Annotated in this window: 28 protein-coding genes; 13 read left to right on the plus strand and 15 right to left on the minus strand. The window is 36.4% G+C overall.

Going from position 1 to position 25,141, the window contains the following annotated elements; translation table 11 throughout:
• From NSCAC_RS07280 to mltB, 5 genes are all read right to left on the minus strand, one after another.
• Positions 1-864 carry a D-amino acid aminotransferase gene (locus NSCAC_RS07280; RefSeq protein ID WP_197745350.1) on the minus strand — a complete coding sequence of 288 codons (864 nt, stop codon included), beginning with the start codon at positions 862-864 and terminating at the stop codon, positions 1-3.
• The gene (locus tag NSCAC_RS07285; protein WP_197744153.1) at positions 864-2,024 is read right to left on the minus strand and encodes a D-alanyl-D-alanine carboxypeptidase family protein; all 1,161 of its coding nucleotides are present in this window, start codon (positions 2,022-2,024) and stop codon (positions 864-866) included. The genes NSCAC_RS07280 and NSCAC_RS07285 overlap by 1 nt, the downstream gene beginning before the upstream one ends.
• A gap of 87 nt (positions 2,025-2,111) precedes the next feature.
• On the minus strand, positions 2,112-2,510 hold the full coding sequence (locus tag NSCAC_RS07290; protein WP_197744154.1) for a septal ring lytic transglycosylase RlpA family protein: 399 nt from the start codon (positions 2,508-2,510) through the stop codon (positions 2,112-2,114).
• 6 nt (positions 2,511-2,516) lie between these two features.
• Positions 2,517-3,320 carry a septal ring lytic transglycosylase RlpA family protein gene (locus tag NSCAC_RS07295; RefSeq protein ID WP_197744155.1) on the minus strand — a complete coding sequence of 268 codons (804 nt, stop codon included), beginning with the start codon at positions 3,318-3,320 and terminating at the stop codon, positions 2,517-2,519.
• 19 nt (positions 3,321-3,339) lie between these two features.
• Entirely contained in the window at positions 3,340-4,329 is a 990-nt protein-coding gene (gene mltB / locus NSCAC_RS07300) for a lytic murein transglycosylase B (RefSeq protein WP_197744156.1), read from the minus strand.
• 265 nt (positions 4,330-4,594) lie between these two features.
• On the opposite strand from mltB, the gene gatC reads away from it, so the two are divergent.
• The 7 genes from gatC (at position 4,595) to rpmG (ending at position 9,819) form a co-directional block, all read left to right on the plus strand.
• Positions 4,595-4,882: an Asp-tRNA(Asn)/Glu-tRNA(Gln) amidotransferase subunit GatC gene (gene gatC / locus NSCAC_RS07305; RefSeq protein WP_197744157.1), complete on the plus strand. Its 288-nt coding sequence runs from the start codon at positions 4,595-4,597 to the stop codon at positions 4,880-4,882.
• Between the two features lie 23 nt (positions 4,883-4,905).
• Entirely contained in the window at positions 4,906-6,357 is a 1,452-nt protein-coding gene (gene gatA / locus NSCAC_RS07310) for an Asp-tRNA(Asn)/Glu-tRNA(Gln) amidotransferase subunit GatA (RefSeq protein WP_197744158.1), read from the plus strand.
• A gap of 34 nt (positions 6,358-6,391) precedes the next feature.
• The gene (gene tviB / locus NSCAC_RS07315; RefSeq protein ID WP_197744159.1) at positions 6,392-7,669 is read left to right on the plus strand and encodes a Vi polysaccharide biosynthesis UDP-N-acetylglucosamine C-6 dehydrogenase TviB; all 1,278 of its coding nucleotides are present in this window, start codon (positions 6,392-6,394) and stop codon (positions 7,667-7,669) included.
• 43 nt (positions 7,670-7,712) lie between these two features.
• Positions 7,713-8,723, plus strand: a complete 1,011-nt coding sequence (locus tag NSCAC_RS07320) for an NAD-dependent epimerase (RefSeq protein WP_197744160.1) — start codon at positions 7,713-7,715, stop codon at positions 8,721-8,723.
• 49 nt (positions 8,724-8,772) lie between these two features.
• Positions 8,773-9,150 (plus strand): hypothetical protein, encoded by a 378-nt coding sequence (locus NSCAC_RS07325; protein ID WP_197744161.1) that lies wholly within the window; start codon positions 8,773-8,775, stop codon positions 9,148-9,150.
• A gap of 264 nt (positions 9,151-9,414) precedes the next feature.
• Positions 9,415-9,651: a 50S ribosomal protein L28 gene (rpmB, locus tag NSCAC_RS07330; RefSeq protein ID WP_197744162.1), complete on the plus strand. Its 237-nt coding sequence runs from the start codon at positions 9,415-9,417 to the stop codon at positions 9,649-9,651.
• A 12-nt stretch (positions 9,652-9,663) separates the two neighbouring features.
• Positions 9,664-9,819 (plus strand): 50S ribosomal protein L33, encoded by a 156-nt coding sequence (gene rpmG / locus NSCAC_RS07335; RefSeq protein WP_197744163.1) that lies wholly within the window; start codon positions 9,664-9,666, stop codon positions 9,817-9,819.
• A 67-nt stretch (positions 9,820-9,886) separates the two neighbouring features.
• Here rpmG and NSCAC_RS07340 read toward each other — a convergent pair whose 3' ends face one another.
• Positions 9,887-11,056, minus strand: a complete 1,170-nt coding sequence (locus NSCAC_RS07340) for a DesA family fatty acid desaturase (RefSeq protein ID WP_197744164.1) — start codon at positions 11,054-11,056, stop codon at positions 9,887-9,889.
• Positions 11,057-11,234: 178 nt separating this feature from the next.
• Between NSCAC_RS07340 and NSCAC_RS07345 the strand changes: the two genes are divergently transcribed.
• Genes NSCAC_RS07345 through mutM form a run of 5 tightly spaced genes read left to right on the plus strand, consistent with a single transcriptional unit; the run spans position 11,235 to position 16,523 of the window.
• Complete coding sequence (locus NSCAC_RS07345; protein WP_197744165.1) at positions 11,235-12,182, plus strand: ABC transporter ATP-binding protein; 948 nt, start codon at positions 11,235-11,237, stop codon at positions 12,180-12,182.
• 2 nt (positions 12,183-12,184) lie between these two features.
• Positions 12,185-12,940, plus strand: a complete 756-nt coding sequence (locus tag NSCAC_RS07350; RefSeq protein ID WP_197744166.1) for an ABC transporter permease subunit — start codon at positions 12,185-12,187, stop codon at positions 12,938-12,940.
• A 30-nt stretch (positions 12,941-12,970) separates the two neighbouring features.
• Complete coding sequence (locus NSCAC_RS07355; RefSeq protein WP_197744167.1) at positions 12,971-14,701, plus strand: GldG family protein; 1,731 nt, start codon at positions 12,971-12,973, stop codon at positions 14,699-14,701.
• 18 nt (positions 14,702-14,719) lie between these two features.
• Positions 14,720-15,661 (plus strand): DUF4340 domain-containing protein, encoded by a 942-nt coding sequence (locus NSCAC_RS07360; protein ID WP_197744168.1) that lies wholly within the window; start codon positions 14,720-14,722, stop codon positions 15,659-15,661.
• A gap of 34 nt (positions 15,662-15,695) precedes the next feature.
• On the plus strand, positions 15,696-16,523 hold the full coding sequence (mutM, locus tag NSCAC_RS07365; protein ID WP_197744169.1) for a bifunctional DNA-formamidopyrimidine glycosylase/DNA-(apurinic or apyrimidinic site) lyase: 828 nt from the start codon (positions 15,696-15,698) through the stop codon (positions 16,521-16,523).
• A gap of 183 nt (positions 16,524-16,706) precedes the next feature.
• On the opposite strand, the gene NSCAC_RS07370 is transcribed toward mutM, so the two are convergent.
• The 5 genes from NSCAC_RS07370 to NSCAC_RS07390 form a co-directional block, all read right to left on the minus strand.
• A complete protein-coding gene (locus tag NSCAC_RS07370; protein ID WP_197744170.1) occupies positions 16,707-17,318 on the minus strand; it encodes a DUF4124 domain-containing protein in 612 nt (203 codons plus the stop codon).
• A 95-nt stretch (positions 17,319-17,413) separates the two neighbouring features.
• A complete protein-coding gene (gene glnA / locus NSCAC_RS07375) occupies positions 17,414-18,823 on the minus strand; it encodes a glutamate--ammonia ligase (RefSeq protein ID WP_197745351.1) in 1,410 nt (469 codons plus the stop codon).
• Positions 18,824-18,895: 72 nt separating this feature from the next.
• Positions 18,896-19,129, minus strand: coding sequence for a sulfurtransferase TusA family protein (locus NSCAC_RS07380; RefSeq protein ID WP_197744171.1), 234 nt, complete (start codon positions 19,127-19,129; stop codon positions 18,896-18,898).
• A gap of 12 nt (positions 19,130-19,141) precedes the next feature.
• Entirely contained in the window at positions 19,142-20,185 is a 1,044-nt protein-coding gene (locus NSCAC_RS07385; RefSeq protein ID WP_197744172.1) for a tRNA (5-methylaminomethyl-2-thiouridylate)-methyltransferase, read from the minus strand.
• A gap of 24 nt (positions 20,186-20,209) precedes the next feature.
• Positions 20,210-21,049, minus strand: a complete 840-nt coding sequence (locus tag NSCAC_RS07390; RefSeq protein ID WP_197744173.1) for a carbon-nitrogen hydrolase family protein — start codon at positions 21,047-21,049, stop codon at positions 20,210-20,212.
• A gap of 792 nt (positions 21,050-21,841) precedes the next feature.
• Here NSCAC_RS07390 and NSCAC_RS08960 point away from each other — a divergent pair.
• Positions 21,842-22,051 (plus strand): GNAT family N-acetyltransferase, encoded by a 210-nt coding sequence (locus NSCAC_RS08960; RefSeq protein WP_456298421.1) that lies wholly within the window; start codon positions 21,842-21,844, stop codon positions 22,049-22,051.
• A gap of 88 nt (positions 22,052-22,139) precedes the next feature.
• Here NSCAC_RS08960 and rng read toward each other — a convergent pair whose 3' ends face one another.
• Genes rng through nadD form a run of 4 tightly spaced genes read right to left on the minus strand, consistent with a single transcriptional unit; the run spans position 22,140 to position 25,138 of the window.
• Positions 22,140-23,621: a ribonuclease G gene (gene rng, locus NSCAC_RS07400; RefSeq protein WP_197744174.1), complete on the minus strand. Its 1,482-nt coding sequence runs from the start codon at positions 23,619-23,621 to the stop codon at positions 22,140-22,142.
• 5 nt (positions 23,622-23,626) lie between these two features.
• Positions 23,627-24,100, minus strand: coding sequence for a 23S rRNA (pseudouridine(1915)-N(3))-methyltransferase RlmH (gene rlmH / locus NSCAC_RS07405; protein WP_197744175.1), 474 nt, complete (start codon positions 24,098-24,100; stop codon positions 23,627-23,629).
• Between the two features lie 2 nt (positions 24,101-24,102).
• The gene (gene rsfS, locus NSCAC_RS07410) at positions 24,103-24,453 is read right to left on the minus strand and encodes a ribosome silencing factor (protein WP_197744176.1); all 351 of its coding nucleotides are present in this window, start codon (positions 24,451-24,453) and stop codon (positions 24,103-24,105) included.
• Positions 24,454-24,475: 22 nt separating this feature from the next.
• Positions 24,476-25,138, minus strand: coding sequence for a nicotinate-nucleotide adenylyltransferase (nadD, locus tag NSCAC_RS07415; protein WP_197744177.1), 663 nt, complete (start codon positions 25,136-25,138; stop codon positions 24,476-24,478).
• Positions 25,139-25,141: the final 3 nt, after the last annotated feature.

The raw sequence follows: 25,141 nt of genomic DNA on the forward strand, positions 1-25,141 counted from the left end.
TTAGTTTTGATACATTCCTAAGCGTATTTTTTCTTTATAGGCTTGATAATAATGATTAAGTTGTTGCCATTTAGCCCCAGGCTTTCCAGTACCTACTAAAGCCCCATTTAATGTAGTTACTGGTAAAATCTCTCGGGTTGAGCTAGTGAGCCAAATTTCATCTGCATGGTACAAATCATGAGTAGAGATTTTAGTCTCTTTACAAGAAATATTTGCCTCTCTTGCTAGTTCCAATACTAAATCCCGAGTAATACCAGAGAGTAGTTCAGAGCTTACTGGTGGTGTTCTTAATTGATCGCCTGTAACAATAAATACGTTACTTGCTGCTCCTTCAGTGACTTGATCATCTTTTAATAAAATCGCTTCCTGCATTCCAGTAGCTACTGCTTCTTGTCGTAATAATACATTAGCCAGTAATGCGATAGATTTAATATGGCACCACTGCCAGCGAATATCTTCTAAAGTAATTGTACTGATACCCCTTTGTAGCCAATATTCTGGAACTGGCTTAATAGGGTTACTCATGGCAAACACAGTGGGTTGAATACCTTTAGGAAAAGCGTGATCTCGTGGTGCAACACCTCGAGTAATTTGTAAATAAACCGCTTGATCTAGCCCTTCATTTTGTAAAAGAAGCTGCTGTAAAATAGATTGCCATTGATTCAATGACATAGGGTTTTCTAAATGAATACCTTGTAAGCTATACTCAAGTCGATCTAGATGAGCACGCAATCGAAAAAAATGTTTTCCATAAGCTGGAATCACCTCATAAACACCATCAGCAAGTAAAAATCCCCGATCCAATACGGAAATTTTAGCCTCAGTTAAAGGTAGGAATGCCCCATTAAGATAGACAATCGGTATCAAGGTGTTTCTTTAGAGAAAAAAGAGGAAACCCAGTCAGACATTTTTTGCCATCTACTTCCTTCTGGGATAGTGGTTAATGCTATTAAGGGTCTTTCTAGAATTAGATCGCTCTTAAATTTAACGGTAATTGCTCCTAGCTCTTCTCCTTTTTTTATGGGTGCAATAATAGGGCTTGTCACCTGAATCGCTGAGGATAGTTTCTTCCATTGCCCTCTGGGAAGGACGACTGCTAAATCATGAGCAACCCCTAATGGTATTTCCTTTTCAGCACCTCTACGTACTAAGGCGTTAGTAATAGGCTCTAGGGCGCTATAAATGTTATTAGTTTCATAGAAACGAAATCCATAATTTAATAGAGCAAGCGCCTCATTAGCACGTGATTGTGGGCTTTTTGATCCCATAACCACAGAAATTAATCGCATATCTTCTCTCTTTGCTGAGGAAACTAAGCAATAGCCCGCTGCTTTAGTATACCCCGTTTTAAGACCATCTACGCTAGGATCTCTCTTTAACAAGGTATCTCGATTGTATTGAGTAATATTGTTATAGGTAAAACTCTCTTGAGAGAACCAGCCATAGTATTCAGGAAAATCTTGTATGATCGCTCGTGTTAAAGTAGAGATGTCTCGTGCAGTAACATAATGATTATCACTAGGCAATCCCGTGCTGTTCATAAAGTGGGATCCAGTCATACCTAGTTTTTGTGCTTGTTGATTCATTATGGCAGCAAATACTTCTTCTGTACCTGCAATATGCTCTGCTAAGGCAACGCTAGCATCATTACCCGATTGAATCACCATACCTTTAATCAATATTTCTACGGGTATCCGGGTATTTACTTCGATAAAAGTACGTGATCCCCCTGTTTTCCAGGCGTGTTCACTAATGAGTACTTGATCTTCTAAATGAAGGTTACCTCGCTTAAGTTCACTAAATACAATATAAGCAGTCATTAATTTCGTGATACTAGCAGGAGCAACTTTCTGATCCGCTTTAGATTCTGCAATGATTTGCCCTGTCTTGAAATCCTCTAAAACATAGGATTTAGCACTGACAGAGGGAGGACCCGGAATAGGTATTACTGTCTCTCCAAAAGCAATTGTATTTGCAAAGAGCAAGAAAAAAACATACAAAACAAAGAAGTGATGCAATTTCATCTTTACCAATCAAGTAATCAATTAAATTTTGAAACCAATACTATATAGGTAACATAAAATATAAGAATTTAACAAATAAATACTTAATTATTTTAGGTTGATAGACTCTACTTTGACCGACTCTAATCCAGATTTAACTAAACCAATTTTTTCGGCTGCAGCACGGGAGAGATCGATAATTCGTTCTCCATGAAACCCTCCACGATCATTTATTTTAACGATGACCTGCTGATCATTTTTTAAATTAGTGACTAACACGTAGCATCCAAAAGGCAGAGTGCGGTGAGCTGCAGTCATTTGATTTTCATCAAAAACCTCTCCGCTTGCAGTAGGACGACCTTGAAATTTACTGCCATACCAAGAAGCTACTCCCTTCTCTTGATACCCTAAACATTTTTGCTTAGATGATTCTTTTTTACCAAAAGCAGGATTAGTCGCTATCAGAAATAGCCCGCAATATATTAAAAATAAATGATGTAATTTCATTCTCACCTATTGAATAATGACATAGTCAGAAAAACCCATACTCGGAAGTTTTTGAATTAAATTGTTAAATATTTTCTCGTCGGATATGGGACCAATCCGCACTTGATGGAGCAGTGCTTGCTGCTGTAGAGCAGAATTAATTTCTACTGGAAATTGAGTAGTAGTCTGCACTTTTTTTTGTAACTCGGTGGCAGCGTTCCGGTTTTGAAAAGAGCCTACTTGAATATAAAGATTTTTAGAAGGTGATTTTTCTTTATCTACTGTTTCGAGTGTTATTGCTCGTATTTCAACTGGACCAGTCCCAGGTTCTACTAAACCAAGCTTTAAAGCAGCAGTATAGGAAAGATCAATAACACGATTATTATAAAAAGGACCTCGATCATTAATCTTCACGACAACCTGGCGACCATTATTTAAGTTTGTTACTAGTACGTAACATTCAAAAGGTAAACTACGGTGGGCTGCCGTCATGCCATACATATTATAGGTTTCTCCATTAGCTGTAGTACGACCATGAAATGTACCACCATACCAAGAAGCAGTACCTGATTCTTCAAATCCTAAGCAGTTTTTAAATGTATAGTAGCGATGCCCATCTATCTCATAAGAAGAAGCAATCTCTTTATCAAACTTTATTTTTGATCTAGGGAGATGAATTAATTCAGAACTATTATCTCCGCTATATGTAGGTTTGTAAGGGGAAATATATTTTCTGTTATATTGATTAATTAAATTAGGATTGCTACAGGAAACAACCGAGAGGATAGAGAAAAGTAACAAAAAAATAACAAGCGTACTATAATACTTCATACACTAATAAAAATAGTGTTTACTCCTGCCGTACTTGTTGTTTTATTTCCTCTGCAAGTTGGTACACGGCAGTGGCGTAGAAAAGACTTGGATTATATCGGGTAATCGCATAAAAATTATAAAACCCAAGGAGTACTTGGGTTTGTTCCGCTGCCTCAAGCACAAATACAGAAATTAGTTTATCTTTAAAAGTAGGTTGTAGTCCTGGAATTTTAATTCCTTGCTTTATTAGAGCCTGTAAGGGAATAGAGGGCTTTAATCCTTGATGTAGCCATTGCTGATAATCTACGTTACCTGGATTTATCATTTGGGCAATAGGGGCTCCTCTCTGCCATTCACCCTTTTTCTTTAAAAAATTAGCTACACTACCAATGGCATCTGTTGAATTTCCCCAAATATCCCTTTTACCATCCTGATCAAAATCTACTGCATAACTCCGAAAACTATCTGGCATAAACTGAATATACCCCATAGCACCAGCATAAGATCCCATAAACCAATAGGGATCCCTTTTTTCCTCTCGAGCTAATAATAAAAATTCCACTAGCTGCTGACGAAAAAACTTGCCTCTTGAAGGATAGTGAAAACCTAGCGTAAATAGGGAATCAAAAATATGATATTTACCTGTGTTACTTCCGTAGCTACTCTCGATACCAATAATCGCAGTAATAATTTCTGCAGGAACACCAAATTTTTGCTGTGCTTGAGATAAAATATCTCGATTTATGTTCCAGAAACTTATGCCATCCTTAACACGCTTAGGAGTAACTAAAATACTACGGTACTCGCTCCAAGGCTTACTTTTTTCTGCTGGTTTAGAAATTAGCCGCAAGATATTATCATTGATTTTTGCTCTCTCAAATAATTGTTCTAATTCTGATTTATCAAAATGATATTGCTTTACCATATGATGAATGAACTGAGTCACTTCCACTGAGTTATTATCAGCAGTAACTGCAGTAGTAATGAATAAGGCAAAAAATAGGATAAAGAAAATGTGTTTATTCATTAATGAGTTTAATATAGTAATTTTAAATATCACATCAGTGGCTTTTAGAGCTACATTCTAAACGAATAATAGTATTTTTACTTAGTTATAACTGTTCACTTAGATTTTAGCTTAATGCTAAAATAATATGTTATTTATAGTAGTTTAAGTTTTTGCATAATTCAGATCTTTGATTAAAAATTCGTCTCTTAAACGAAGTATAAGAAGATTTATTTTTTACCTTAAACTTTAGATTTACTAATTCAAATTTGAAACTAAGAAAATCATGACACTAAAATCCTCTGATGTTGAACGTATTGCTTATTTAGCACGGCTTGAGATTAACACTAAGGATATTCCTGCTTATACTGAAAATTTAAGTCATATTCTAGAGTTTGTAGCACAGATAGATCGAGTAGATGTCTCAGGTATAACGCCTATTTCTCACCCCTTAGGGGCTTATCAACGACTACGTCCTGATGAAGTTACAGAGATAGATAGACGAGAGGATTTTCAAGTAAATGCCCCTAGTGTTGAGGCTGGTGTTTATCTTGTCCCTAAAGTTATTGAATAATTAAATTTTTTGGAAAACAGTTCATGCATAATAAATCCTTAGTTCAACTGGCCAATAGTCTTAGAGCAGGTGAGTTCACTAGCCAAGAGCTAACACAGCACTATCTTGATCGGATTGAACAATTTGATAAGGATTTAAATAGCTTTATCACTATAGCTCCTGATTCTGCAATTGCACAGGCAAAAATTGCTGATACGTTGCTACAAAAAAATAAGGCTGGACCATTAACAGGTATCCCTATTGCGCATAAAGATATTTTTTGCACGGCAGGACTCAAGACGAGCTGTGGCTCTAAAATGCTAGATAATTTTATTGCTCCCTATGATGCTACTGTAGTTACTCAGCTCAAAGCAGCAGGTGCTGTATTACTAGGCAAGACAAATATGGATGAGTTTGCTATGGGATCTAGTAATGAAACAAGCTTCTATGGTCCAGTAAAGAACCCTTGGAATCATAACAGGGTACCTGGTGGTTCCTCTGGTGGTTCTGCAGCAGCAGTAGCTGCAAGATTAACACCTATGGCTACAGGGACAGATACAGGAGGATCAATTCGCCAGCCTGCTTCTTTATGCGGTATTACTGGTTTAAAACCTACTTATGGTCGGGTATCTCGCTATGGAATGATTGCATTTGCTTCAAGCCTCGATCAAGGGGGACCAATGACACGTACTGCCGAAGATGCTGCTTTATTATTAAGTAGTATGGCAGGTTTTGATAAGCAGGATTCTACCTCTATCAATGAGCCAGTACCTTCCTATCTTGATTTTCTTGAAAACAGTCTTGAGGGTATGAGAATTGGGATTCCCAAAGAGTATTTTGGTGAAGCATTATCCCCTGATGTGGGTGCAGTTATTGAAGGTGGAATTAAGGAATTTGAAAAATTAGGTGCTCAAATTAAAGAAATTAATTTACCTAATAGTCAATTAGTAGCACCTACTTACTATATAGTAGCCCCTGCAGAATGTTCTTCTAACCTTTCTCGATATGATGGGGTTCGCTTTGGTCATCGCTGTCATGACCCTAAAGATTTATTTGATCTTTATTGTCGATCTCGAGGTGAGGGATTTGGTGCTGAAGTCAAACGTCGTATTTTAATAGGTACGTATGTACTTTCTGCTGGCTATTATGATGCTTATTATCTTAAAGCACAAAAGTTACGCTATCTTATTAGTAACGATTTTAAAGAAGCATTTAACCAAGTGGATGCAATTATTAGTCCGACCTCACCTTCTCCTGCTTTTGAGCTTGGGGAGAAAGTAGCTGATCCTGTTGCAATGTATTTAGCTGATATTTACACCATTGGGGCAAATTTAGCAGGACTACCAGCAATTTCAATTCCAGCTGGAATGAGTCATGAATTACCGATAGGATTACAAATTATAGGTAATTATTTTGAGGAATCTAAACTACTCAATATGGCACATCGCTATCAGCAAAATACTGATTGGCATCTAAAAACTCCGAAAGGATATTAAAGTTTTTCTATGATTTTTTTAAAATAAATAAAATATGCAAACACTTACTCAAGTACATATCGGTATTATTGGTCTAGGTTATGTGGGCTTACCTTTAGCTGTAGAGTTTGGTAAAAAGTTCCCTACGCTAGGATTTGATATCAACTCTAAACGTATTTCTGAGCTAAAAGCAGGGCAGGATCGTACCTTAGAAGTAGAGCCTGAATTATTAGCTCAAGCTCATCAACTTCAATATACAGATACGATACAAGATCTCACTGTTTGTAATGTATATATTGTCACTGTGCCTACCCCTATTGATGATCATAAACGTCCAGATCTTAAACCACTAGAGTCAGCAAGCTGTACTGTAGGAAAGGTATTAAAAAAAGGAGATACAGTCATTTTCGAATCTACTGTTTATCCCGGAGCCACTGAAGAAGTATGTGTTCCCATTTTAGAAAAAGAATCTGGACTTATCTATAATCAAGATTTCTTTGCAGGTTATAGTCCAGAGCGAATTAATCCAGGAGATAAGGAACACCGAGTAACTTCTATTCTTAAAGTTACTTCAGGATCAACATCAGAGGTATCTGAATTTGTAAATAATCTTTATGCTAGTATTATCACTGCAGGTACTCATAAAGCAAGTAGCATTCGTGTTGCAGAAGCAGCAAAAGTCATCGAAAATACCCAAAGAGATGTCAATATTGCTTTAATCAATGAGCTGGCTATGCTGTTTTACCGTTTAGGAATTGATACTCAAGAAGTGCTCGCAGCAGCAGGAACAAAATGGAATTTTCTTCCTTTTCGTCCTGGTCTTGTAGGAGGGCATTGTATTGGGATTGATCCTTATTATCTTACTCATAAAGCACAAGCAGTAGGGTATCAGCCTGAAATGATTTTAGCGGGTCGCCGAATCAATGATAGCATGGGTAGCTATGTGGCTAATCAAGTCGTCAAACTTATGACCCAAAACCGTCTCCATGTAGCTGATAGCCGAATTCTTATTTTAGGCCTTACTTTTAAAGAAGATTGTCCTGACTTAAGAAATACAAGAATCATTGACATTATTGTCGAGTTGGAAGACTACCATGCTCAAATTGATGTATATGATCCTTGGGTAGATACTAAAGAAGCACAAGATGAATACGGACTTACTTTGGTCACTGAGTTACGTCAAAATTACTATGATGGAATCATTTTAGCTGTTGCTCACCATCAATTTAAAGAAATGGGGGTTGAATATATACGGGCATTAGGAAAGCCTAAAAGTATTCTCTACGATGTAAAACACCTTCTACCTAAAGAAGATGTTGACGGTCGACTCTAAAAACTATTTACCAAAATTCACCTTGTAAACAAATAAATTAACAATGACAAAAATTGTAGTGACTGGTAGTGCTGGCTTTATTGGATCAGCGCTGACTAAAAAATTACTTGAACGGGGTGACGAAGTTATTGGAATTGATAACCTTAATGACTATTATGACGTAAATTTAAAACTTGCTCGCCTTGCTCGCTTTCAATCTCATCCTGCTTTTATTGAAGCTCGTATCAGCTTAGAAGATCGAAAAGCAATAGATTCTTTATTTACTCAACATAAACCTCAACGAGTCGTCAATTTAGCTGCTCAGGCAGGTGTTCGCTATTCTCTGGAAAATCCCTACTCCTATGTGGATAGTAATTTACAGGGATTTATTAATATCTTAGAAAACTGTCGCCATCACAAAATTGATCATCTAGTATTTGCCTCAAGCAGCTCTGTTTATGGAGCAAATACAAAAATGCCGTATTCCACCCATGATAATGTGGATCATCCTTTAAGCCTTTATGCAGCCACTAAGAAAGCCAATGAATTAATGGCCCATAGTTATAGCCATCTTTATCGTCTACCTACTACGGGGTTACGTTTTTTTACTGTATATGGTCCATGGGGAAGACCGGATATGGCATTATTTAAATTCACTCGTAATATTCTTGCAAATAAACCTATTGATATTTATAACTATGGAAATCATCAACGAGATTTTACCTATATTGATGACATTGTCGAAGGAGTCATTCGTACTCTAGATCGTATTCCAAGTTATGATCCTAACTGGAATGGAGATCATCCGAATCCTAGCTCAAGTATTGCTCCGTACCGTTTATATAACATTGGTAACCATCAGCCGGTAGAGCTTTTGGAGCTTATCCGAATTTTAGAAGAGTGTTTAGGACGTACCGCAGAAAAAAATATGCTACCTATGCAAGCAGGTGATGTGCCTGCAACCTACGCAGATGTGGATGATTTAATAAAAGATGTAGGATTCTGCCCTGCTACTCCTATTGCAAATGGGATAGCAAATTTTGTTGCTTGGTATAAGGATTATTTTAAAGCCTAAAGTAGTGTAGTAATATCTACTTTTGTAGAATACTGTTGATTGCTTTAGAATGAGAAAGCAATACCATTTTCGTAATAGCTCTGATGGTATCTTAGCTTGGGACATTCATAAGTTAGTTTTACTTACTTCTAAACTTAAAATAGAGGTAATACCTCTTAATTCTATATTGGAACTAAATGAACCTTACTGGTACAGCAACAACGAAATTCCATCCTGTAAATCAATTGCTAATCATATGCGCTTAGTACAAGAAGCAGATCTTACCTATCCAATTATTTTATGCCCTAATAAAAGAGTTATGGATGGTATGCATAGAGTTGTAAAAGCTCTATTAGAGGGTCATACTCATATCTATGGGTATTTCTTGCCAACACTACCAAATCCCGACTATATAATTACGGATTCTGAGGATTTTCCTTATCTATAAATGCTAGGGCATCTAATTATTCTCTCTTAATGAGAATTAAAATTGTTTTATTAGAATAAGTAGAAAAAATTGGAATAAGGTAGAGGACTCGTTTAGAATTAAGAGAATATATTACTTGCTCTAGTAGTTTAACTAAAATCTATTAATTTAATATTCAAAAGATCTACTGTCACTGAGTATTAGGTATTAGCGGATTTTAGATAAGAATTATTAAAACTAAGGGGATAGCACTATTTTTTTGAATCTAGCTAGGAACAACTAAAAATGTCAAAGGTATGTCAGATAACAGGGAAACGCCCTATGAGTGGCAACAATGTTTCCCATGCCAACAATAAAACAAGACGTCGTTTTTTACCTAATCTTCATCATCATAAATTATGGGTAGAAAGCGAAAAGCGTTGGGTAAGATTAAGGATAAGCAGTAAAGGGCTTCGCATTATTGATAAATTAGGAATTGATCACGTTTTATCTGATATGCGTGCTCGTGGAGAAAAAGTATAGGAGGTAATTTTTATGCGAGATAAAATTAAATTAGTTTCTAGTGCAGGCACTGGCCACTACTATACGACTACTAAAAATAAACGTACTACTCCAGAGAAGTTAGAAATGAAAAAATACGATCCAGTGGTACGTAAGCACGTGCTTTATAAAGAGGCAAAAATTAAGTAAATTATTTTTTACCTAATAAAAGTAAAAACCCGCTAGCAACATAGCGGGTTTTTTTAGAATTTATTCTTTATATCTTCTGTAGAGCATAGCCTTTCAAAGAAAAGGCAAAATCCTCAAGTGCTTTAATCCCAGATTGCTCTGCTTGATAGCACCATTCTTGAAGAGCTTGCAGAAGAGCTTCTTGGCTTGACCAAGCTTGAGTCCAGACTTCCTGTAATTGTTGGCGGAATCTGTAAACTGTTTCTAATTTTTGATTCTGCTGGATCATACTGGTTAGTTTTGCCTGATCTTTAGAATCTACCAAAGCACTATTACGAGTAAGCCAATTCCTAGCTTGTTGATATAGCTTCTTACCTGAGAAGTAATTAGCCTCTTCCTTAAGCACAGGGATAATTACTTTTTTACCATAAGTAGTAATTAAGTGAAAACGATGAGCAATAACGGCACGCACCGTTTCCTGATCAACATCTCGCTTATCAAAGCGAACAAGCAACTTTGGAGCAATTTTCTTTATTTGAACTAAACCTAATGCTCTAAACAAACGAATATACATCCAACCAATATCAAACTCATACCATTTTGAAGAAAGCTTCGCTGAGCTACCATAAGCATGATGGTTATTATGTAATTCTTCTCCACCAATTAAAATTCCCCAAGGAAGCAGGTTAGTAGAGGCATCTGCAACTTCATAACTGCGATACCCCCAATAGTGCCCCAATCCATTAATCACACCTGCTGCAAAGAAAGGAATCCAAATCATTTGAACCAACCACACTAGAATTCCAGGCACACCGAATAACACTAAGTCTAATAACAACATAAATACAATGCCTGAATTGCCATGTTTTGTATAGAGATGGTTTTCTACCCAATCGTCAGGGGTACCATGACCATACTGATCATTAATTTTTTGATCCTTAGCTGATATCCGATATACATCAGCACCTTGCCAAAGTACCCTATTAATTCCTAAAACTTGTGGACTATGGGGATCATCTTGACTTTCACATTTGGCATGATGTTTACGATGTACTGCTACCCATTGTTTTGTAATGATACCTGTAGTTAGCCAAAGCCAAAATCTAAAAAAATGAGCAAGCCATGGGTGAAGATCTAAGGCACGGTGGGCTTGGTGCCGATGAAGATAAATCGTTACACTGATAATTGTAATATGGGTTAATATTAGTGTAACTGCTACATATCCCCAAAAGGATAGATTAAGTAGACCAAAAAACATAAGTTTAATCTCCGCTTTTTTGTTTTTTTTTAATAATTATTTCAAATAATGTGCTTAGAATACTATAATAGTAAGATCTTGGGCTACTGTTCTTAGTAACTTTTATTGTATTCAAACATCTTAAGCCCGTATTATTAATAAACATTAATCGGAAATAATACAAATAGATACTATTTTTATGGATCAAGATACACTTATACGTGCAGAACAGCTCTATCGGTACTATGGTGGGTACTGTGCTGTTAAAGAAGTTAGTTTTGATGTTCGTAGAGGTGAGGTGCTGGGTTTTCTAGGCCCTAATGGGGCTGGAAAATCTACCACAATGCAAATGCTTACAGGAAATCTAGCTCCTAGTGCTGGGCAAATTTGGATTAATGGGGTTGATCTGCTTGATCGGCCTAAAGAAGCAAAACAAAGCTTAGGCTATCTCCCAGAAGACCCTCCACTCTACCGAGATCTAATAGTTAAAGAATACCTTTCATTTTGTGCGCGTATTAATCGCATACCAGATAATCAGCAAACCAATGCGGTGATGACTGCTGTTGAGCGGTGTGGCTTAAAAAATGTCTATGGAAGGCTTATTGGTAATCTATCTAAGGGATATCAGCAACGGGTAGGTATTGCCCAAGCTATTATCCATTCTCCACCTGTGATTATTTTAGATGAACCTACAGTAGGTTTAGATCCAATTCAAATCCGTGAAATTAGGGATCTGATTCGCCAATTAGCACAAGAGCATAGTGTCATTATCTCTACCCATATTTTGCCAGAAGTTCAGACCATTTGTGATCGAGTACAGATTATTAATCGAGGTGAGCTTGTATTAACAGATACCATTGAAGGGCTAAGCCATCGGATGGGTTCTTCTAGTATCTTTGTACGATTTAACCAGCCTCCACAAAAAGAAATCCTTATGTCGCTTAAAGGGGTGAATCAAGTTACTATTGAAGGAGATGGTCAAATTCGTATCAGTTATAACCCTGAACAAGATCCTATTGATGAATTGGTCACTCGTGCAGCTAATGAAGGTTGGCGTTTACGAGAACTTACTCCAGAGCGGCATAGTTTAGAAGAAATATTTGTTGCTATCACTCAGCAAAACCAAACGCAACAGGAGGCTACTTAAGGATGATTCTAACAATTGCTTCGCATGAATTACGTCGCCTTTTCCTTTCCCCCTTGGCTTGGGTCACACTTGCAGTTACTCAAATCCTTTTAGGGTATATGTTTTTAGCTCAAGTATCTTACTTTAAGCAACTTCAACCTCAGCTTATGGGGATGCCAGAGGCACCTGGAGTCACTGAAGTAGTAGCTATGCCTATGTTTCAAAATGCAGCAGTCATTATGCTACTTATTGCTCCTTTGATGACTATGCGCTTAATTGCCGATGAAAGACGTAGTCGTACTCTTGCTTTGTTATTTTCAGCCCCTTTATCCATGACTGAAATCGTACTAGGAAAATATTTAGGCACACTTATCTTTTTTGCTATTATGGCATTACTACTCCTATTAATGCCTCTATCTCTCTTATTCGGCGGCCCCCTTGATTTAGGGCTTTTAGTTTCAGGAGCACTTGGGTTAAGCTTACTACTTGCTAGTTTTACTGCGATTGGTTTATTTTTATCCTCACTTACGCAACAAGCAATTGTTGCAGCCACAGGATCTTTTGGTGTGCTTCTTCTACTCTGGATTATTGATTGGATAGGCAGTAGTGGTGTTTTGGAGAAGGGAAGTGAAATATTTACCTATCTCTCTTTACTCCATCACTATCAAGCACTAGTAGAAGGTCAATTTAATAGTAGCGATATCATTTATTATCTACTTATTGTCACTACCTTTTTAGTGCTTAGTATTCGTCGACTTGATTCAGATCGACTCTATTGATTAACAGTAAAAAATTCATACTAAAAGCATATGCGTGTCACTCAAAAAACCCATAGGCATATTAAGTTACAAAATCATTCTTTTATTCTTTTGTTTCTAGCAATTATTGGCTTTATTGCAGCATTAAGTGCTCGTTATAATTATGAAGCTGACTGGACTGCTAGCGGTCGTAATTCTTTGACTGAGTCAAGCCAAAAGCTTTTAAAGCAAATTGAAGGACCAATTACTATTCTAAGCTTTGCTCAAAAACCAGGGGTTAAGCAGGAAATTACAAAATTAGTTAATCGTTACCAACGGTATAAACCAGATCTAAAACTAGAATATGTTAATCCCGAGCTTTCCCCAGAAAAAGTACGTGAGCTAGGGGTTAGATTTGAAAATGAATTAGTGGTTGAAAAAAACAATCGACAAGAAAAAGTAGAGGATCTTACTGAAAAAAGCTTGACTAACGCCCTAAATAAGGTAGCACGTAGCAATGAAGAAGTAGAAATGATCTTTATTGAGGGTCATGGAGAACGAGATCCCAATGGAAGTGCTAAGTTTGCACTGGGGAATTTTAGCCAGCAGCTAGAATCAAAAGGGTTTCATATTCAAACTTTAAACTTATCTGTTGATCCTAAAATTCCTAATAATCCTAATCAGATTATCGTTATTGCAAGTCCACAAACTAATTTTCTTCCTGGAGAAGCTAATTTAATTAAAAACTATGTTAAAACTGGTGGGCATTTACTATGGCTTGTAGAGCCTGGGTCTCCACACGGACTAGACTCCTTGGCTAAGAGCTTAGATATTAAAATGCTTTCAGGTACAGTTATTGATCCAAATGCTCAACTTCTATTTGGTAGTGCTGCACTTGCCTTAATAAGCAAATATGATAACCACCCTATAACTGAAGAGCTTTCTTCAGTAAGTATATTTCCTCAAGCAGCTGCTTTAGAAACATTAAAAAGTAATACATGGCAGCAACAGCCTATATTAACAACCTTACCACAGGCTTGGGTAGAAACTTCAAGACTTGATAGAAAAGTACAGTATGATGAAGGTAAGGATATATTAGGTCCTTTAACCATCGGATATGTATTAACCCGTGAATTGGAATCTTCTGAGTCCAAGACAGATTCTATTAAAGAGGAGAAAGAAGAGGTAGAAACTAGTACACCAGCACTTAAATTTGAAAAAGCCTCTCCTATTCCTGAAGGTAAAATAGTGGAGGATGAAAAAGCTTCTGAAGCTGATCAAGAATTGGAATCTACGGAGTCTTCTCTTAAAGACGATACTGTGGGTGAAACTACTTCGATTCAAGAGGATAGTCAAGAGATTGCAAATGCTACTTCAAATGAAGAAATGCAAGAGTCTATAGAAGCTACAGTGACTCAAAATGATTCTGAAAATTTGGAACAAATTACTGAAGAAGATGATATAGAAGAAAATCAGGATGAGTTAGATAGTTCTGGAACTAAAGAGAGCGATCAAGAGGTTATAAGAAATGGACAGCAGAGAATAGCTGTTATTGGTGATGGAGATTTTATCTCCAATGCTTATCTTGGTAATGGATCGAACTTAGATCTAGCACTAAATTTAGTAAATTGGCTTGCCCATGAGGATAAATTAATCTCTGTTCCTGCAAGGACACGAGTAGATAGTACCCTTGAGATATCTCCTATGACTTCATGGCTTATGGGGCTAGGGTTCCTATTTATACTGCCTGTTATGTTATTAATATCTGGATTACTTATTTGGTGGCGTCGTCGTCAGTATTAAGTAGCATTTATAAACATTATGAATACTCGTATATTACTTAATCTTGGTTTATCTGCAGCTGTTATTATTTTGGCACTTATATTCTTTTATGGACCAGATAAAAGTGAGGATAAGGTAGAAACTTCTCCACTAACCTCTACTAATGCAGATAAAATTGACACAATTAAAATTATTCATACTCAATCTCAAAACCAGATTCAGTTTAAGAAAAAAGAAAAAGGGAAATGGGAGATTGTTGCACCTATTCAAGCTCCTGCAAATATCGTGAAGGTAGAAACCCTATTAGATATATTAAAAACCCCAAGTTATAGTCATTATTCGGTAGAAAATATAAACTTAGGTGAGTTAAAACTAAACTTACCTGAAATTAATTTATACCTTAATAATACAAAATTTGGTTTTGGCTCTACTGAGCCCATAAACCATCGTCGATATGTATTGTTAAAAGATACGGTACATTTAGTTGATGATATTGTCTTTCCGTCCATTAGTGGAAATTCAGCTAAATTTGTTGATCCTGCCCTATTGCCTGGAAATAAGGAAATTACTGAAATACATCTTCCCTTAGTCACAACCAGTGGCGGTAACCCAAATGTAGACGTAAAACATACAATTATTTTAAAACAAGAAAAGGGACATTGGACAGCTGAAGGTACTACTGATCACAGATTTTCTACTGGATCCATCGTAAAGTTAGTACAGGCATGGCAAGATCAAACTACTCGGCAAGTAGATCTTAGGGGTAATAAAGCAGTGCTTGCTACTATTGAGGTAATTCAAGGGGAAGGTACTGCTCCTATCCGCTTTGAATTACTCTCTGATCTACCTCAATTAATATTAGCACGCCCAGACTTTGGAGTTCAGTATAATCTTCCAGCACTTGCTTGGAAAAATTTATTCCAACTTACGCAAGAAGAACAAGTATCACCAGGGCTAACAGATGACAATCAAGGAGATTAAAAAATAGAGTAACTAAGCAGTAATGAAAATATAGATGCCAGAGTTACCTGAAGTTGAAACGGTACGACAGGGTATAGAGCTATATTTAGTCAATCAGAAAATAATATCTGTTATTATCCGCCAACCTAATCTTCGTTGGCCAGTTCCTTTATTTTTATCTACAGGGTTAATAGATCAGGTTGTTTTTGCGGTTCAAAGAAGAGGTAAGTACCTTCTATTAGTTTGCACTAAAGGTACTATTATTCTCCATTTAGGTATGTCCGGTACACTGCGAGTTTTATCCGCTAATAAGCCGCCTGAAAAACACGATCATATTGACATTATTTTAAGTAGTAATTATTGCTTACGTTACCGGGATCCTAGACGATTTGGTACCATGCTATGGACTACAGAAGATCCACTATGCCATCCTTTATTAAAGAATTTAGGTATAGAACCTCTAACTTCTAAATTTAATGGCTCTTACCTATTTCAAAAATCAAGAACTAGACAGATCATAGTTAAGAATTTCTTAATGAATAATAAGATAGTAGTCGGCATTGGGAATATTTATGCTAATGAAATTCTATTTCAAACAGGTATACATCCCCGGATGCCTGCTTGGAAAGTCTCTTTATCTAGCTATGAAAAACTCGCTAAAAATAGCAAAATAGTATTATCTAATGCGATTAAAGCAGGCGGCACTTCCTTAAAGGATTTTCATGCTATTGATGGTAGTCCCGGCTATTTTACTCAACAACTTAAGGTGTATGGACGCAAGGATCAACCTTGTTTAGTATGTAGTAGTACTATTGTCTATGAGCGTACTCATCAAAGAGCAAGTTACTACTGTGATAAGTGTCAATCTATGAGTAATATTTAATTATTTAACAGGGTGAAGATAAATTATGAATAATTTAGTACCTAAAATTCTTATTGCTATGGTTCTGCTATTTTTTCTGATCAATTTTATTGGATGGTTTACTAAACCTGAAGGGTATAAGTCCCCATCTAGATACGGATTTTTACTTAAAAACACTTATCATACTTAAGCATATTGTATTCACTAAGGATGAGCGGGACCTGGCATACTAGGTGCCATTGGCACCATGGGTGCTCGTTGTACCCCATCGCCTTGGCTGTGAAATAATATAGACATGCGGTGAATGTAAACAGTGATAATTTGTGATTGAGCAATTAACTTCTGCGAAGGGTTAAATAGCTGTGCTTGAAGCATATGGGCACCACGGTTAATATTAGTCAGAATATATCTAACCATGTTATCTGCTTTACCCATGCCAACGATTTCGTTATCCATTATGATTCGAAATATATATTGTTCATCTGCTTCAAGCTTAGGGGCAATTTGTAATACTATTTCCATTTGACCACCATCATTCTGGATGCTTGCGCCATCTGGTGGGGCTAAAATACCTATTTGATAAGTTATTTCTTTCCTCTCTTCTGGAGATTGAGATTCATCTTTCAACTCTTCTGAGTAAGAGGATTCTCGAACAGGAGGTGTATAAGTCCGCAGTGGTATTATTTTCACTTCTTTCCCGCCACTTCTTAGCTGATCAGAATACTCAACGGTGCCATCGGAGTCAGTATATTCATAAACTTTGCCTTGGATAGCAAGTGGTATGAAAAAAATAGAATATAGAAATAAATGGACCATTTCATTTTTATTGGTAAGAAGAGTAATAAAAATATTTTTTATAATAACAATATAACTCTAGGCAGCATAATTACTTATATTTATTCTTTCTTATACTAAAGACTGTAATACATATCAAATTCAATAGGATGAGTAGTCATTCGAAGACGAGTCACATCTTCCATTTTAAGTGCAATAAAAGCGTCAATGACATTATCAGTAAATACTCCTCCTCCTTTTAGAAACTCTCTGTCTTTATCTAAAGATTTTAAAGCTTGCTCTAAAGATAAGCATACTGTTGGAATATTTTTTGTTTCTTCCGGAGGTAAATTATATAAATTTTTATCCATAGGATCGCCAGGATGAATTTGATTCTGAATACCGTCTAATCCCGCCATCAACATAGCAGAAAAGGCGAGATAAGGGTTAGCAGTCGGATCAGGGAATCTTACTTCAATACGTCTAGCTTTAGGGTTAGTGACATGGGGCACTCGAATAGATGCAGATCGGTTTCGAGCAGAATAAGCTAATAATACCGGTGCTTCAAAGCCAGGTATAAGCCGTTTATAAGAGTTAGTAGAAGGGTTAGTAAAGGCGTTAAGTGCTTTAGCGTGCTTAATGATTCCCCCTATATAATAAAGCGCAGTATCTGAAAGGCCACCGTATTTACTACCAGAGAAAAGATTTTTCCCATCCTTTTCTAAGGATTGATGAACATGCATACCACTACCGTTATCTCCAACTAAAGGTTTTGGCATAAAAGTTGCTGTTTTCCCAAAAGTATGGGCTACATTGAGCACTACATACTTAAGTACTTGTAATTCATCTGCTCTACGTACTAAGGTATTAAATTGGGTACCAATCTCGCATTGTCCTGCTGTGGCTGATTCATGGTGATGTACTTCCACAGGTAACCCTAGCTGCTCTAGAATAAGACACATAGTAGAGCGGAGATCTTGTAAAGAATCCACAGGAGGTACAGGGAAATACCCTCCCTTGACTGAAGGGCGATGACCTATATTGCCTTTTTCATATACTCGCTCAGAGTTCCAATGGGATTCTTGGGCATCAATCTTGTAAAACGATCCAGATATTCCAGAACCCCAACGTACATCGTCTAATATAAAAAATTCAGGTTCAGGGCCAAAATAAGCTATATCAGCAATTCCAGTGGATTTAAGATATATTTCAGCCCGCTTTGCAATGGATCTAGGATCCCGATCATACCCTTGTAGTGTAGCAGGCTCCATAATATCGCAACGTAGAATTAGGGTTTTATCTTCCATAAAAGGATCAATCATTGCTCCTGTCGAGTCAGGCATCAAAATCATGTCTGAATCGTGAATAGATCGCCAACCTGCAATTGACGAGCCATCAAACATTTTTCCATCCTGGAACACTTCCTCATCAAGCCGATAGGCAGGTATAGAAAGGTGCTGTTCCTTTCCTCTAGTATCTGTAAAGCGAAAATCAATAAATTTTATCTCCTCCTCTTTTACGATTCTTAGTACGTCCTGAATAGACATCAAATTTTTCCTCCAGATTCTAGAGCTCTAAGTAGTTAAAAAATAGTTTAGTATTATGAACAAATATTGTTTTTATGTATTATTACCTACCTCTATATATACTCTTATTTCATTATCTTTTTCTATAATATTATGTACATAGTGACCATTGATTCGGCACCATGCAGGAATATCATGGCGTACCCCCGGATCAGTACAAATTACTTCTAAGAGATCTTTTGGAGTAAGGCTGGCTATTTTCTGCTGAGTTCTAATGACGGGCAAAGGGCATAATAAATTACGTGCATCTAATAAATAAGTGCTCATTAAATTTTTTTGCTATATATACCATGCTTTAGGTATTGCTTCGCTGGTTATAGGGACAACTGATAGTGTTTGTATTTCCCCATTAGGATGAGTAATTTCAACCTCTACATTAGAGGTATCCCTTCCTTGGCTAAAGCGAGCAACTACCTGACTAGCCAGAGTAAAATCCTCTGCTCTTAATTCTCCATCCACTAAAACCAAAGGACCTTTATGGTTAGTAGTACGTATATGAATATATTCTCTTGTATACCCTTCTAAATAATTACTCTCTCCTTCATCTCGGGCGATAATAAGCTTAAAGTGTGACCTAGGACGTAAATGACGACCTACCTTAAGTAGCATAATATCGTCTAATTCATAATCCCTAGCTTGTCGCGCTTTCCATAAATCACTTAACTTAGATGAATAGCTTGAGTCTGTAAGAAAGCAGCATCCTCCAGCAGGTTGTGCATAGCCCTCAAATTCGAAAGATTCAGCTAGTGTTATTTGTGGTTTACGAGATCGGCCACTAAAATCATGGAGCTGATCCCGATTTACCCATCCTTGCTGCTCAGGTAAAGTAGGAGGTAAATTTTTAGCACATAAAGGGCGTAATAATAAATCGTGGGCACCAGATTCCCTAGCTACAATAGGCATAGCATAGGCTTTTTGTGATTTTGGACGTTGCCCTATAACTTCACCTGTAATAATAAAATCAAATCCATGCTCCTTCATCCACTTTAATGCTTTAGCCACCATAAAGCTTTTACAGTCTAAGCAAGGATTAAGATGTGCTCCATAGCCATGCTTCGGATTTAAAACTACGCCTTTATACTCTTCAATTACATCAATAATATGTAGTTTAATCCCAAGCTGCTCTGCAACCCATAGGGCATTATTACGTTTGGCCCTATTTTTGTCCTTATTACGAATAGCATGAGTGTGACCCTCCACACAAAAGCCAGTGAAAAAATTTATTCCTTCCACATGAATACCTTGGGCTTGAATCACTTTCACTGCCAGCATTGAATCAAGCCCTCCTGAAATGAGAGCAACTGCTTTATATTTTTTATCCATAAAAGGAATAAATACTACTGTTGATTAAGTAGGGTATTTAGGTGCTAATTTACAATCAATTCGTCGGTGGTTAATCGTTGGAAAATTACGACGAGTACTATTTAATCGTTCGGGATCTAATTCTGCAGTGATCACACCAGAACCTCTAGGAAGACGTGTTAGGATAGTACCCCATGGATCGACGATCATACTATCTCCATGGGTCGTTCTTCCGCTAGTATGAAATCCTCCTTGACCTGCAGCAATTACATAACATAAATTTTCTATTGCTCTTGCTCTTAATAGGGACTCCCAATGTGCTTTACCTGTAATTGCAGTAAACGCTGAGGGTAATACTAAAACCTCCATACCTTCATCAATCAGGCAACGAAAAAGCTCTGGGAATCTAAGATCATAGCAAACAGCAAGCCCTAATCGACCAATAGGTGTATCTACTACTACTGTCTTTTCCCCAGATTCTATTGCAGAAGATTCACAGTATTTTTCATTCCCGCTAGGAAGAGAGACATCAAATAAATGCAACTTATCATACCGAGCGATACATTGACCTTCATCATTAAATAGCAAAGAGGCAGCTCTAATTTTTTTAGGATTATTAGACTTTAACGGAATAGTTCCGCCTACAATCCACAATTTATGCTTAGCTGCTTGCTGAGATAAAAATTTTTGAAGAGGCCCTGAACTATAGGACTCAGCAATGTTTAATAAAGCATGATCTTCTTTGTCAATTAAAGCAAAATTTTCTGGAAGTACAATTAAATTTGCTTTCTCTGCAGCTGCTTGAGTAATTAAGCGCTCTGCTTCTAATAGATTAGCAGCTACATTTGATCCAGACGCCATTTGAATAGCTGCAACTTTTTTCACATGTATACTCCTATTTCAGATTGATTTAGCCAAAAAAACCTAAGTTTTAGAAAAATTAAAACGGCACTTCTTATGGCATCGCTAGTATAGCTAAAAATATCTATGTATTGAGAAATTTTTACTTGTACTTTTGTATTTTACAGAATATATATTTTAAATATTTTATTTTCTAGGAACCAAGAAAAGATGACCCTCTTTAGTAAATTATAAAACTCGTACTTCAATTTGGAACCCTTTGTCATATTAAAAAGAATATAAACTTCTGATAGATGAAGATTAATATTGAAAATCGAGGTAAAGCTAACTAAAGTTTTTTAAAAAACATAACTGTTTCTGTAGCATCAACACCCGTTTTACGGTGCATATTTTGCGATATCTTATTATTGATAGATATAGACGTATCTGAGGCTAACTCTAAACAACTATTTAATTTTCTCCATTTTTCTACCTCACTTAGCAATAAACTAGCTAAACCTAATAATCATGCCCTCCAAATAAACAATAGGACTATGATTACCACCATTTACATAATCTTTTCTTATAGAAGCATTAACAAAGCCAACAAATTTTTTATTATCCTAAAATACTAAAAAAGATATTAACTTACTAGAAATATGTAGCTTCTTTATAATAAGAAAAGGATAATAAAGCGATTTGATTGAATTAAGAAAGCTATGTCTAGAAACTATAACAACAATCTATAGTAAAGATTGCAATAAATAACAAATTAAAGCGTGGGTATTTAGTGTCAAAAACAGGTAGTGTTGGACCCAAATCTTAGAGAAACAATTTATTTTAGTTATTCAACATGCAAATAAAATTGTTGGTTTTTCAGCTCTTGATCATAGAAATTATATTGATCTCTTGTATATTCATAAAGATTATCAACGACAGGGCGTTGTAAGCAAATTACTTATTAATATTGAGGTTGAAGCAAAACAACTAGAACAATTATATTTAACTTCCAATATGAGCAAAACTGCAAAATTGTTCGTTCTTTGAGCGTAATGACTTTAAGATTCTGACAGAACAAACTGTAAACACTAGAAATATAAACTTAATAAATTATGTAAATAATAAAACCTTTAAGTTAAATCATCACTACATCAAACTGCTCTCGTATGTAGAGCAATTCTGGATGAAATTTTATAGGTTTTCCAATAAAGGCCTCTAATTCAGCTACATTTGCTGATTCTTCATCCATAAGACGATCTACAATCTCTTGAGCGGCAATGACTAAATATTGGCTTGCTTCAAATTGCCTAAATTCCCTAAGTACTTCACGAAAGATTTCATAACATATAGTTTCAACAGTTTTTACTGTGCCTCGTCCATTACAAGTAGGGCAAGATTCACATAAGGTTTGCTCTAAGCTTTCCCGAGTACGCTTTCTTGTCATTTCCACTAATCCTAAGGAGGAAACTTCACTAACATGAGTTTTTACATGATCCTTTTCTAGTCCCTTTCCTAAAGCACGCAATACCTGCTGTTTGTGCTCTTCTTCTTTCATATCAATAAAATCTACAATAATGATTCCACCAAGATTACGTAGCCTAAGCTGACGGCAAATAGCTTGAGTGGCCTCTAAATTAGTTTTAAAAATAGTTTCTTCCAGATTACGATGACCTACAAATGCCCCTGTATTCACATCAATAGTAGTCATGGCCTCTGTTTGATCAATAATTAAATAGCCTCCAGACTTAAGCTGTACTTTGCGGCTTAAGGATTTTTGGATCTCATCCTCAATATTATATAAATCAAAGATAGGTCGCTCTCCTTGATAGTATTCAATAGTGGCTAAAAAATTAGGAATAAATCGCTCAGCAAAATCAGTAATTTTGAAGTAAGTCTCCCTTGAGTCAACCCGTACTCGCTCAATTCTTTCATGAACTAAATCCCGCATGGTTCTCATCACTAAAGGGAGATCTTCATGAACCACATGACCTGCCTGTGTCACTTTAGATTTTTCCTCTATAAGATTCCAAATCTTATGGAGAAATTTCACATCAGCATAAATAGCTGCTTCACTAGCGGTTTCCGCTACAGTTCGGATAATATACCCACCTTCAATTTGCTTATCACTAAAACTAAGTAATATATTTTTAAGTCGTTGACGCTCTTCCTCATTATCTATTTTTAAAGATACGCCAATCCCCGACATTTCTGGGATATATACTAAGTAGCGAGAAGCAATAGAGATTTGAGTAGTGAGTCTTGCTCCTTTACTCCCTATAGGATCTTTAATGACTTGCACCAAAATTTCTTGCCCTTCTGAGAGCATAGAAGCAATTGGTGGTGTTTCTATACTTCCTGTTCCACTCTCTAAATTACCTAGCTGACCAGTAGGAATTTTAATGTCTGAAGCATGGAGAAAAGCCGCTCTTTCTAAACCTATATCTATGAATGCGGCCTGCATTCCGGGAAGGATTCTATGTACTTTACCTTTATAGATATTACCTACCCAACCACGGCGATTACCCCGCTCAATATATAATTCTTGAGCGATGCCGTTTTCTACTACTGCAACACGGGTTTCATTAGGAGTTACATTGACTAAAATTTCCTCGCTCATAATAATTACCCCCTATGGTAAGGGTGACCACTGAGTAAAGTTGACACTCGATAAATTTGCTCAGCTAATACAATACGAACTAAACCGTGGGGTAATGTTAAAGGGGATAGAGACCACTGATAATCTGCATGGCTTAAACAGAGGGGTGCTAATCCATCAGGTCCACCAATAAAAATAGCAATGTCCTGCCTCTCATTAATCCATTTCTGAATATAGCTTGCTACTTCTTCTGTAGACCAAGCAATACCACGCATATCACAAGCGATAACTATACTATTTATAGGAGTTGCTGCTAACAATCTCTCAGATTCTTCCCGTTGCCATTTAGTAGTATTACTATTTTTAGTTCGCTTTGCCGTAGGAATTTCAATCAAATGAAGAGAAATAAACTGATTAGATAATCGTTTAGCATAGTAGTTATATCCTTCAGATATCCATTGCGGCATCCGCTGACCTATAGCCAAAATATGAATATGCATTATTAGCTAATGTTCTCTATTTCAACAAGCAAGGAATTATCCCAAAGTTTTTCTAAGCAATAAAAATTTCGTACTTCGGGGAGCATAATATGAGTAATGATCGCTCCTATATCTACTAATACCCATTCCCCATGTTGTTCTCCCTCAACACTAATAGGCGGACACCCTGCAGCTTTACATTTTTCAACAATTTCATTTGCTAAAGCCCTTACTTGCCGATGAGAAGTACCACTAGAAATGATCATATAGTCAGCAATGTCTGTTAGATTTGTTACATCTAAAATTTTAATATTTTGACCTTTTATCTCTTCTAAGGCAGCAATGACGATCTCTTTAAGATAGTTAATTTGCACTTTTTCTCCCTACTTACTCTTCTTATGAAGAGTATAATTTTCTTTGTTGAATATATTCCCAAACCGAGTTTGGTAGTAAGTAACGGGGGTTTTTCCCTTTTTTTATTAAATTCCGAATTTGGCTAGCTGATATATCCAACTGAGTCAATTCGGTAAATAAAATATATCCTATGGGTTTTTCCATAAGCCAAAGTGGATCATTAATTGTTTTTCCTGCTACAAGACATTTTAACTCACTTTCTAAATAAAGATTTTCTTTGGGACGCTTTACTACAATAAAATGAGTTAAGTTAATTAACTCTTTCCATTGGTACCACTTTGATAATCCTTGAAATGCATCAGTACCTAAAATAAGGCATAAAGGCGTTTTTTCCCCAATCTCTTCTCTTAAAGAGATTAAAGTATCAAACGTATAGGAAGGAGCAGACCGATTAAATTCACGGGAATCTATAATAAATCTACTCTCTGTGATTGTTGCTAATTTCAACATAGCTAACCGTGTTTCTGGGCTAACTATAGGTATTTGCCGATGTGGTGGGTAAGGACAGAGAATAAAGCGAATTTCTGCTAGAGGCGTTTGTTCTAATAACTCTAAGGCAATCCTAAGATGACCGAAATGAATTGGATCAAAAGTACCGCCAAAAATACCAATAGGAGTCCTTAGATCTCTATTTTTTAGAGACATAAA

Origin of the sequence: Candidatus Nitrosacidococcus tergens (genome assembly GCF_902810445.1) — a bacterium.
GTDB lineage: Bacteria > Pseudomonadota > Gammaproteobacteria > Nitrosococcales > Nitrosococcaceae > Nitrosacidococcus > Nitrosacidococcus tergens.

What these genes read in the sequence shown, in the direction of transcription:
- NSCAC_RS07325 (WP_197744161.1), top strand. Translation starts at nt 8,773, where the DNA reads ATGAGAAAGCAATACCATTTTCGTAATAGCTCTGATGGTATCTTAGCT.
- gatC (WP_197744157.1), top strand. Translation starts at nt 4,595, where the DNA reads ATGACACTAAAATCCTCTGATGTTGAACGTATTGCTTATTTAGCACGG.
- NSCAC_RS07355 (WP_197744167.1), top strand. Translation starts at nt 12,971, where the DNA reads ATGCGTGTCACTCAAAAAACCCATAGGCATATTAAGTTACAAAATCAT.
- NSCAC_RS07290 (WP_197744154.1), bottom strand. Translation starts at nt 2,510, where the DNA reads ATGAAATTACATCATTTATTTTTAATATATTGCGGGCTATTTCTGATA.
- rng (WP_197744174.1), bottom strand. Translation starts at nt 23,621, where the DNA reads ATGAGCGAGGAAATTTTAGTCAATGTAACTCCTAATGAAACCCGTGTT.
- NSCAC_RS07345 (WP_197744165.1), top strand. Translation starts at nt 11,235, where the DNA reads ATGGATCAAGATACACTTATACGTGCAGAACAGCTCTATCGGTACTAT.
- NSCAC_RS07370 (WP_197744170.1), bottom strand. Translation starts at nt 17,318, where the DNA reads ATGGTCCATTTATTTCTATATTCTATTTTTTTCATACCACTTGCTATC.
- rlmH (WP_197744175.1), bottom strand. Translation starts at nt 24,100, where the DNA reads ATGCATATTCATATTTTGGCTATAGGTCAGCGGATGCCGCAATGGATA.
- rpmB (WP_197744162.1), top strand. Translation starts at nt 9,415, where the DNA reads ATGTCAAAGGTATGTCAGATAACAGGGAAACGCCCTATGAGTGGCAAC.
- rpmG (WP_197744163.1), top strand. Translation starts at nt 9,664, where the DNA reads ATGCGAGATAAAATTAAATTAGTTTCTAGTGCAGGCACTGGCCACTAC.
- NSCAC_RS07385 (WP_197744172.1), bottom strand. Translation starts at nt 20,185, where the DNA reads ATGGATAAAAAATATAAAGCAGTTGCTCTCATTTCAGGAGGGCTTGAT.
- NSCAC_RS07350 (WP_197744166.1), top strand. Translation starts at nt 12,185, where the DNA reads ATGATTCTAACAATTGCTTCGCATGAATTACGTCGCCTTTTCCTTTCC.
- mutM (WP_197744169.1), top strand. Translation starts at nt 15,696, where the DNA reads ATGCCAGAGTTACCTGAAGTTGAAACGGTACGACAGGGTATAGAGCTA.
- tviB (WP_197744159.1), top strand. Translation starts at nt 6,392, where the DNA reads ATGCAAACACTTACTCAAGTACATATCGGTATTATTGGTCTAGGTTAT.
- gatA (WP_197744158.1), top strand. Translation starts at nt 4,906, where the DNA reads ATGCATAATAAATCCTTAGTTCAACTGGCCAATAGTCTTAGAGCAGGT.
- NSCAC_RS07360 (WP_197744168.1), top strand. Translation starts at nt 14,720, where the DNA reads ATGAATACTCGTATATTACTTAATCTTGGTTTATCTGCAGCTGTTATT.
- mltB (WP_197744156.1), bottom strand. Translation starts at nt 4,329, where the DNA reads ATGAATAAACACATTTTCTTTATCCTATTTTTTGCCTTATTCATTACT.
- NSCAC_RS07320 (WP_197744160.1), top strand. Translation starts at nt 7,713, where the DNA reads ATGACAAAAATTGTAGTGACTGGTAGTGCTGGCTTTATTGGATCAGCG.
- NSCAC_RS07285 (WP_197744153.1), bottom strand. Translation starts at nt 2,024, where the DNA reads ATGAAATTGCATCACTTCTTTGTTTTGTATGTTTTTTTCTTGCTCTTT.
- NSCAC_RS07340 (WP_197744164.1), bottom strand. Translation starts at nt 11,056, where the DNA reads ATGTTTTTTGGTCTACTTAATCTATCCTTTTGGGGATATGTAGCAGTT.
- NSCAC_RS07295 (WP_197744155.1), bottom strand. Translation starts at nt 3,320, where the DNA reads ATGAAGTATTATAGTACGCTTGTTATTTTTTTGTTACTTTTCTCTATC.
- NSCAC_RS07380 (WP_197744171.1), bottom strand. Translation starts at nt 19,129, where the DNA reads ATGAGCACTTATTTATTAGATGCACGTAATTTATTATGCCCTTTGCCC.
- nadD (WP_197744177.1), bottom strand. Translation starts at nt 25,138, where the DNA reads ATGTCTCTAAAAAATAGAGATCTAAGGACTCCTATTGGTATTTTTGGC.
- glnA (WP_197745351.1), bottom strand. Translation starts at nt 18,823, where the DNA reads ATGTCTATTCAGGACGTACTAAGAATCGTAAAAGAGGAGGAGATAAAA.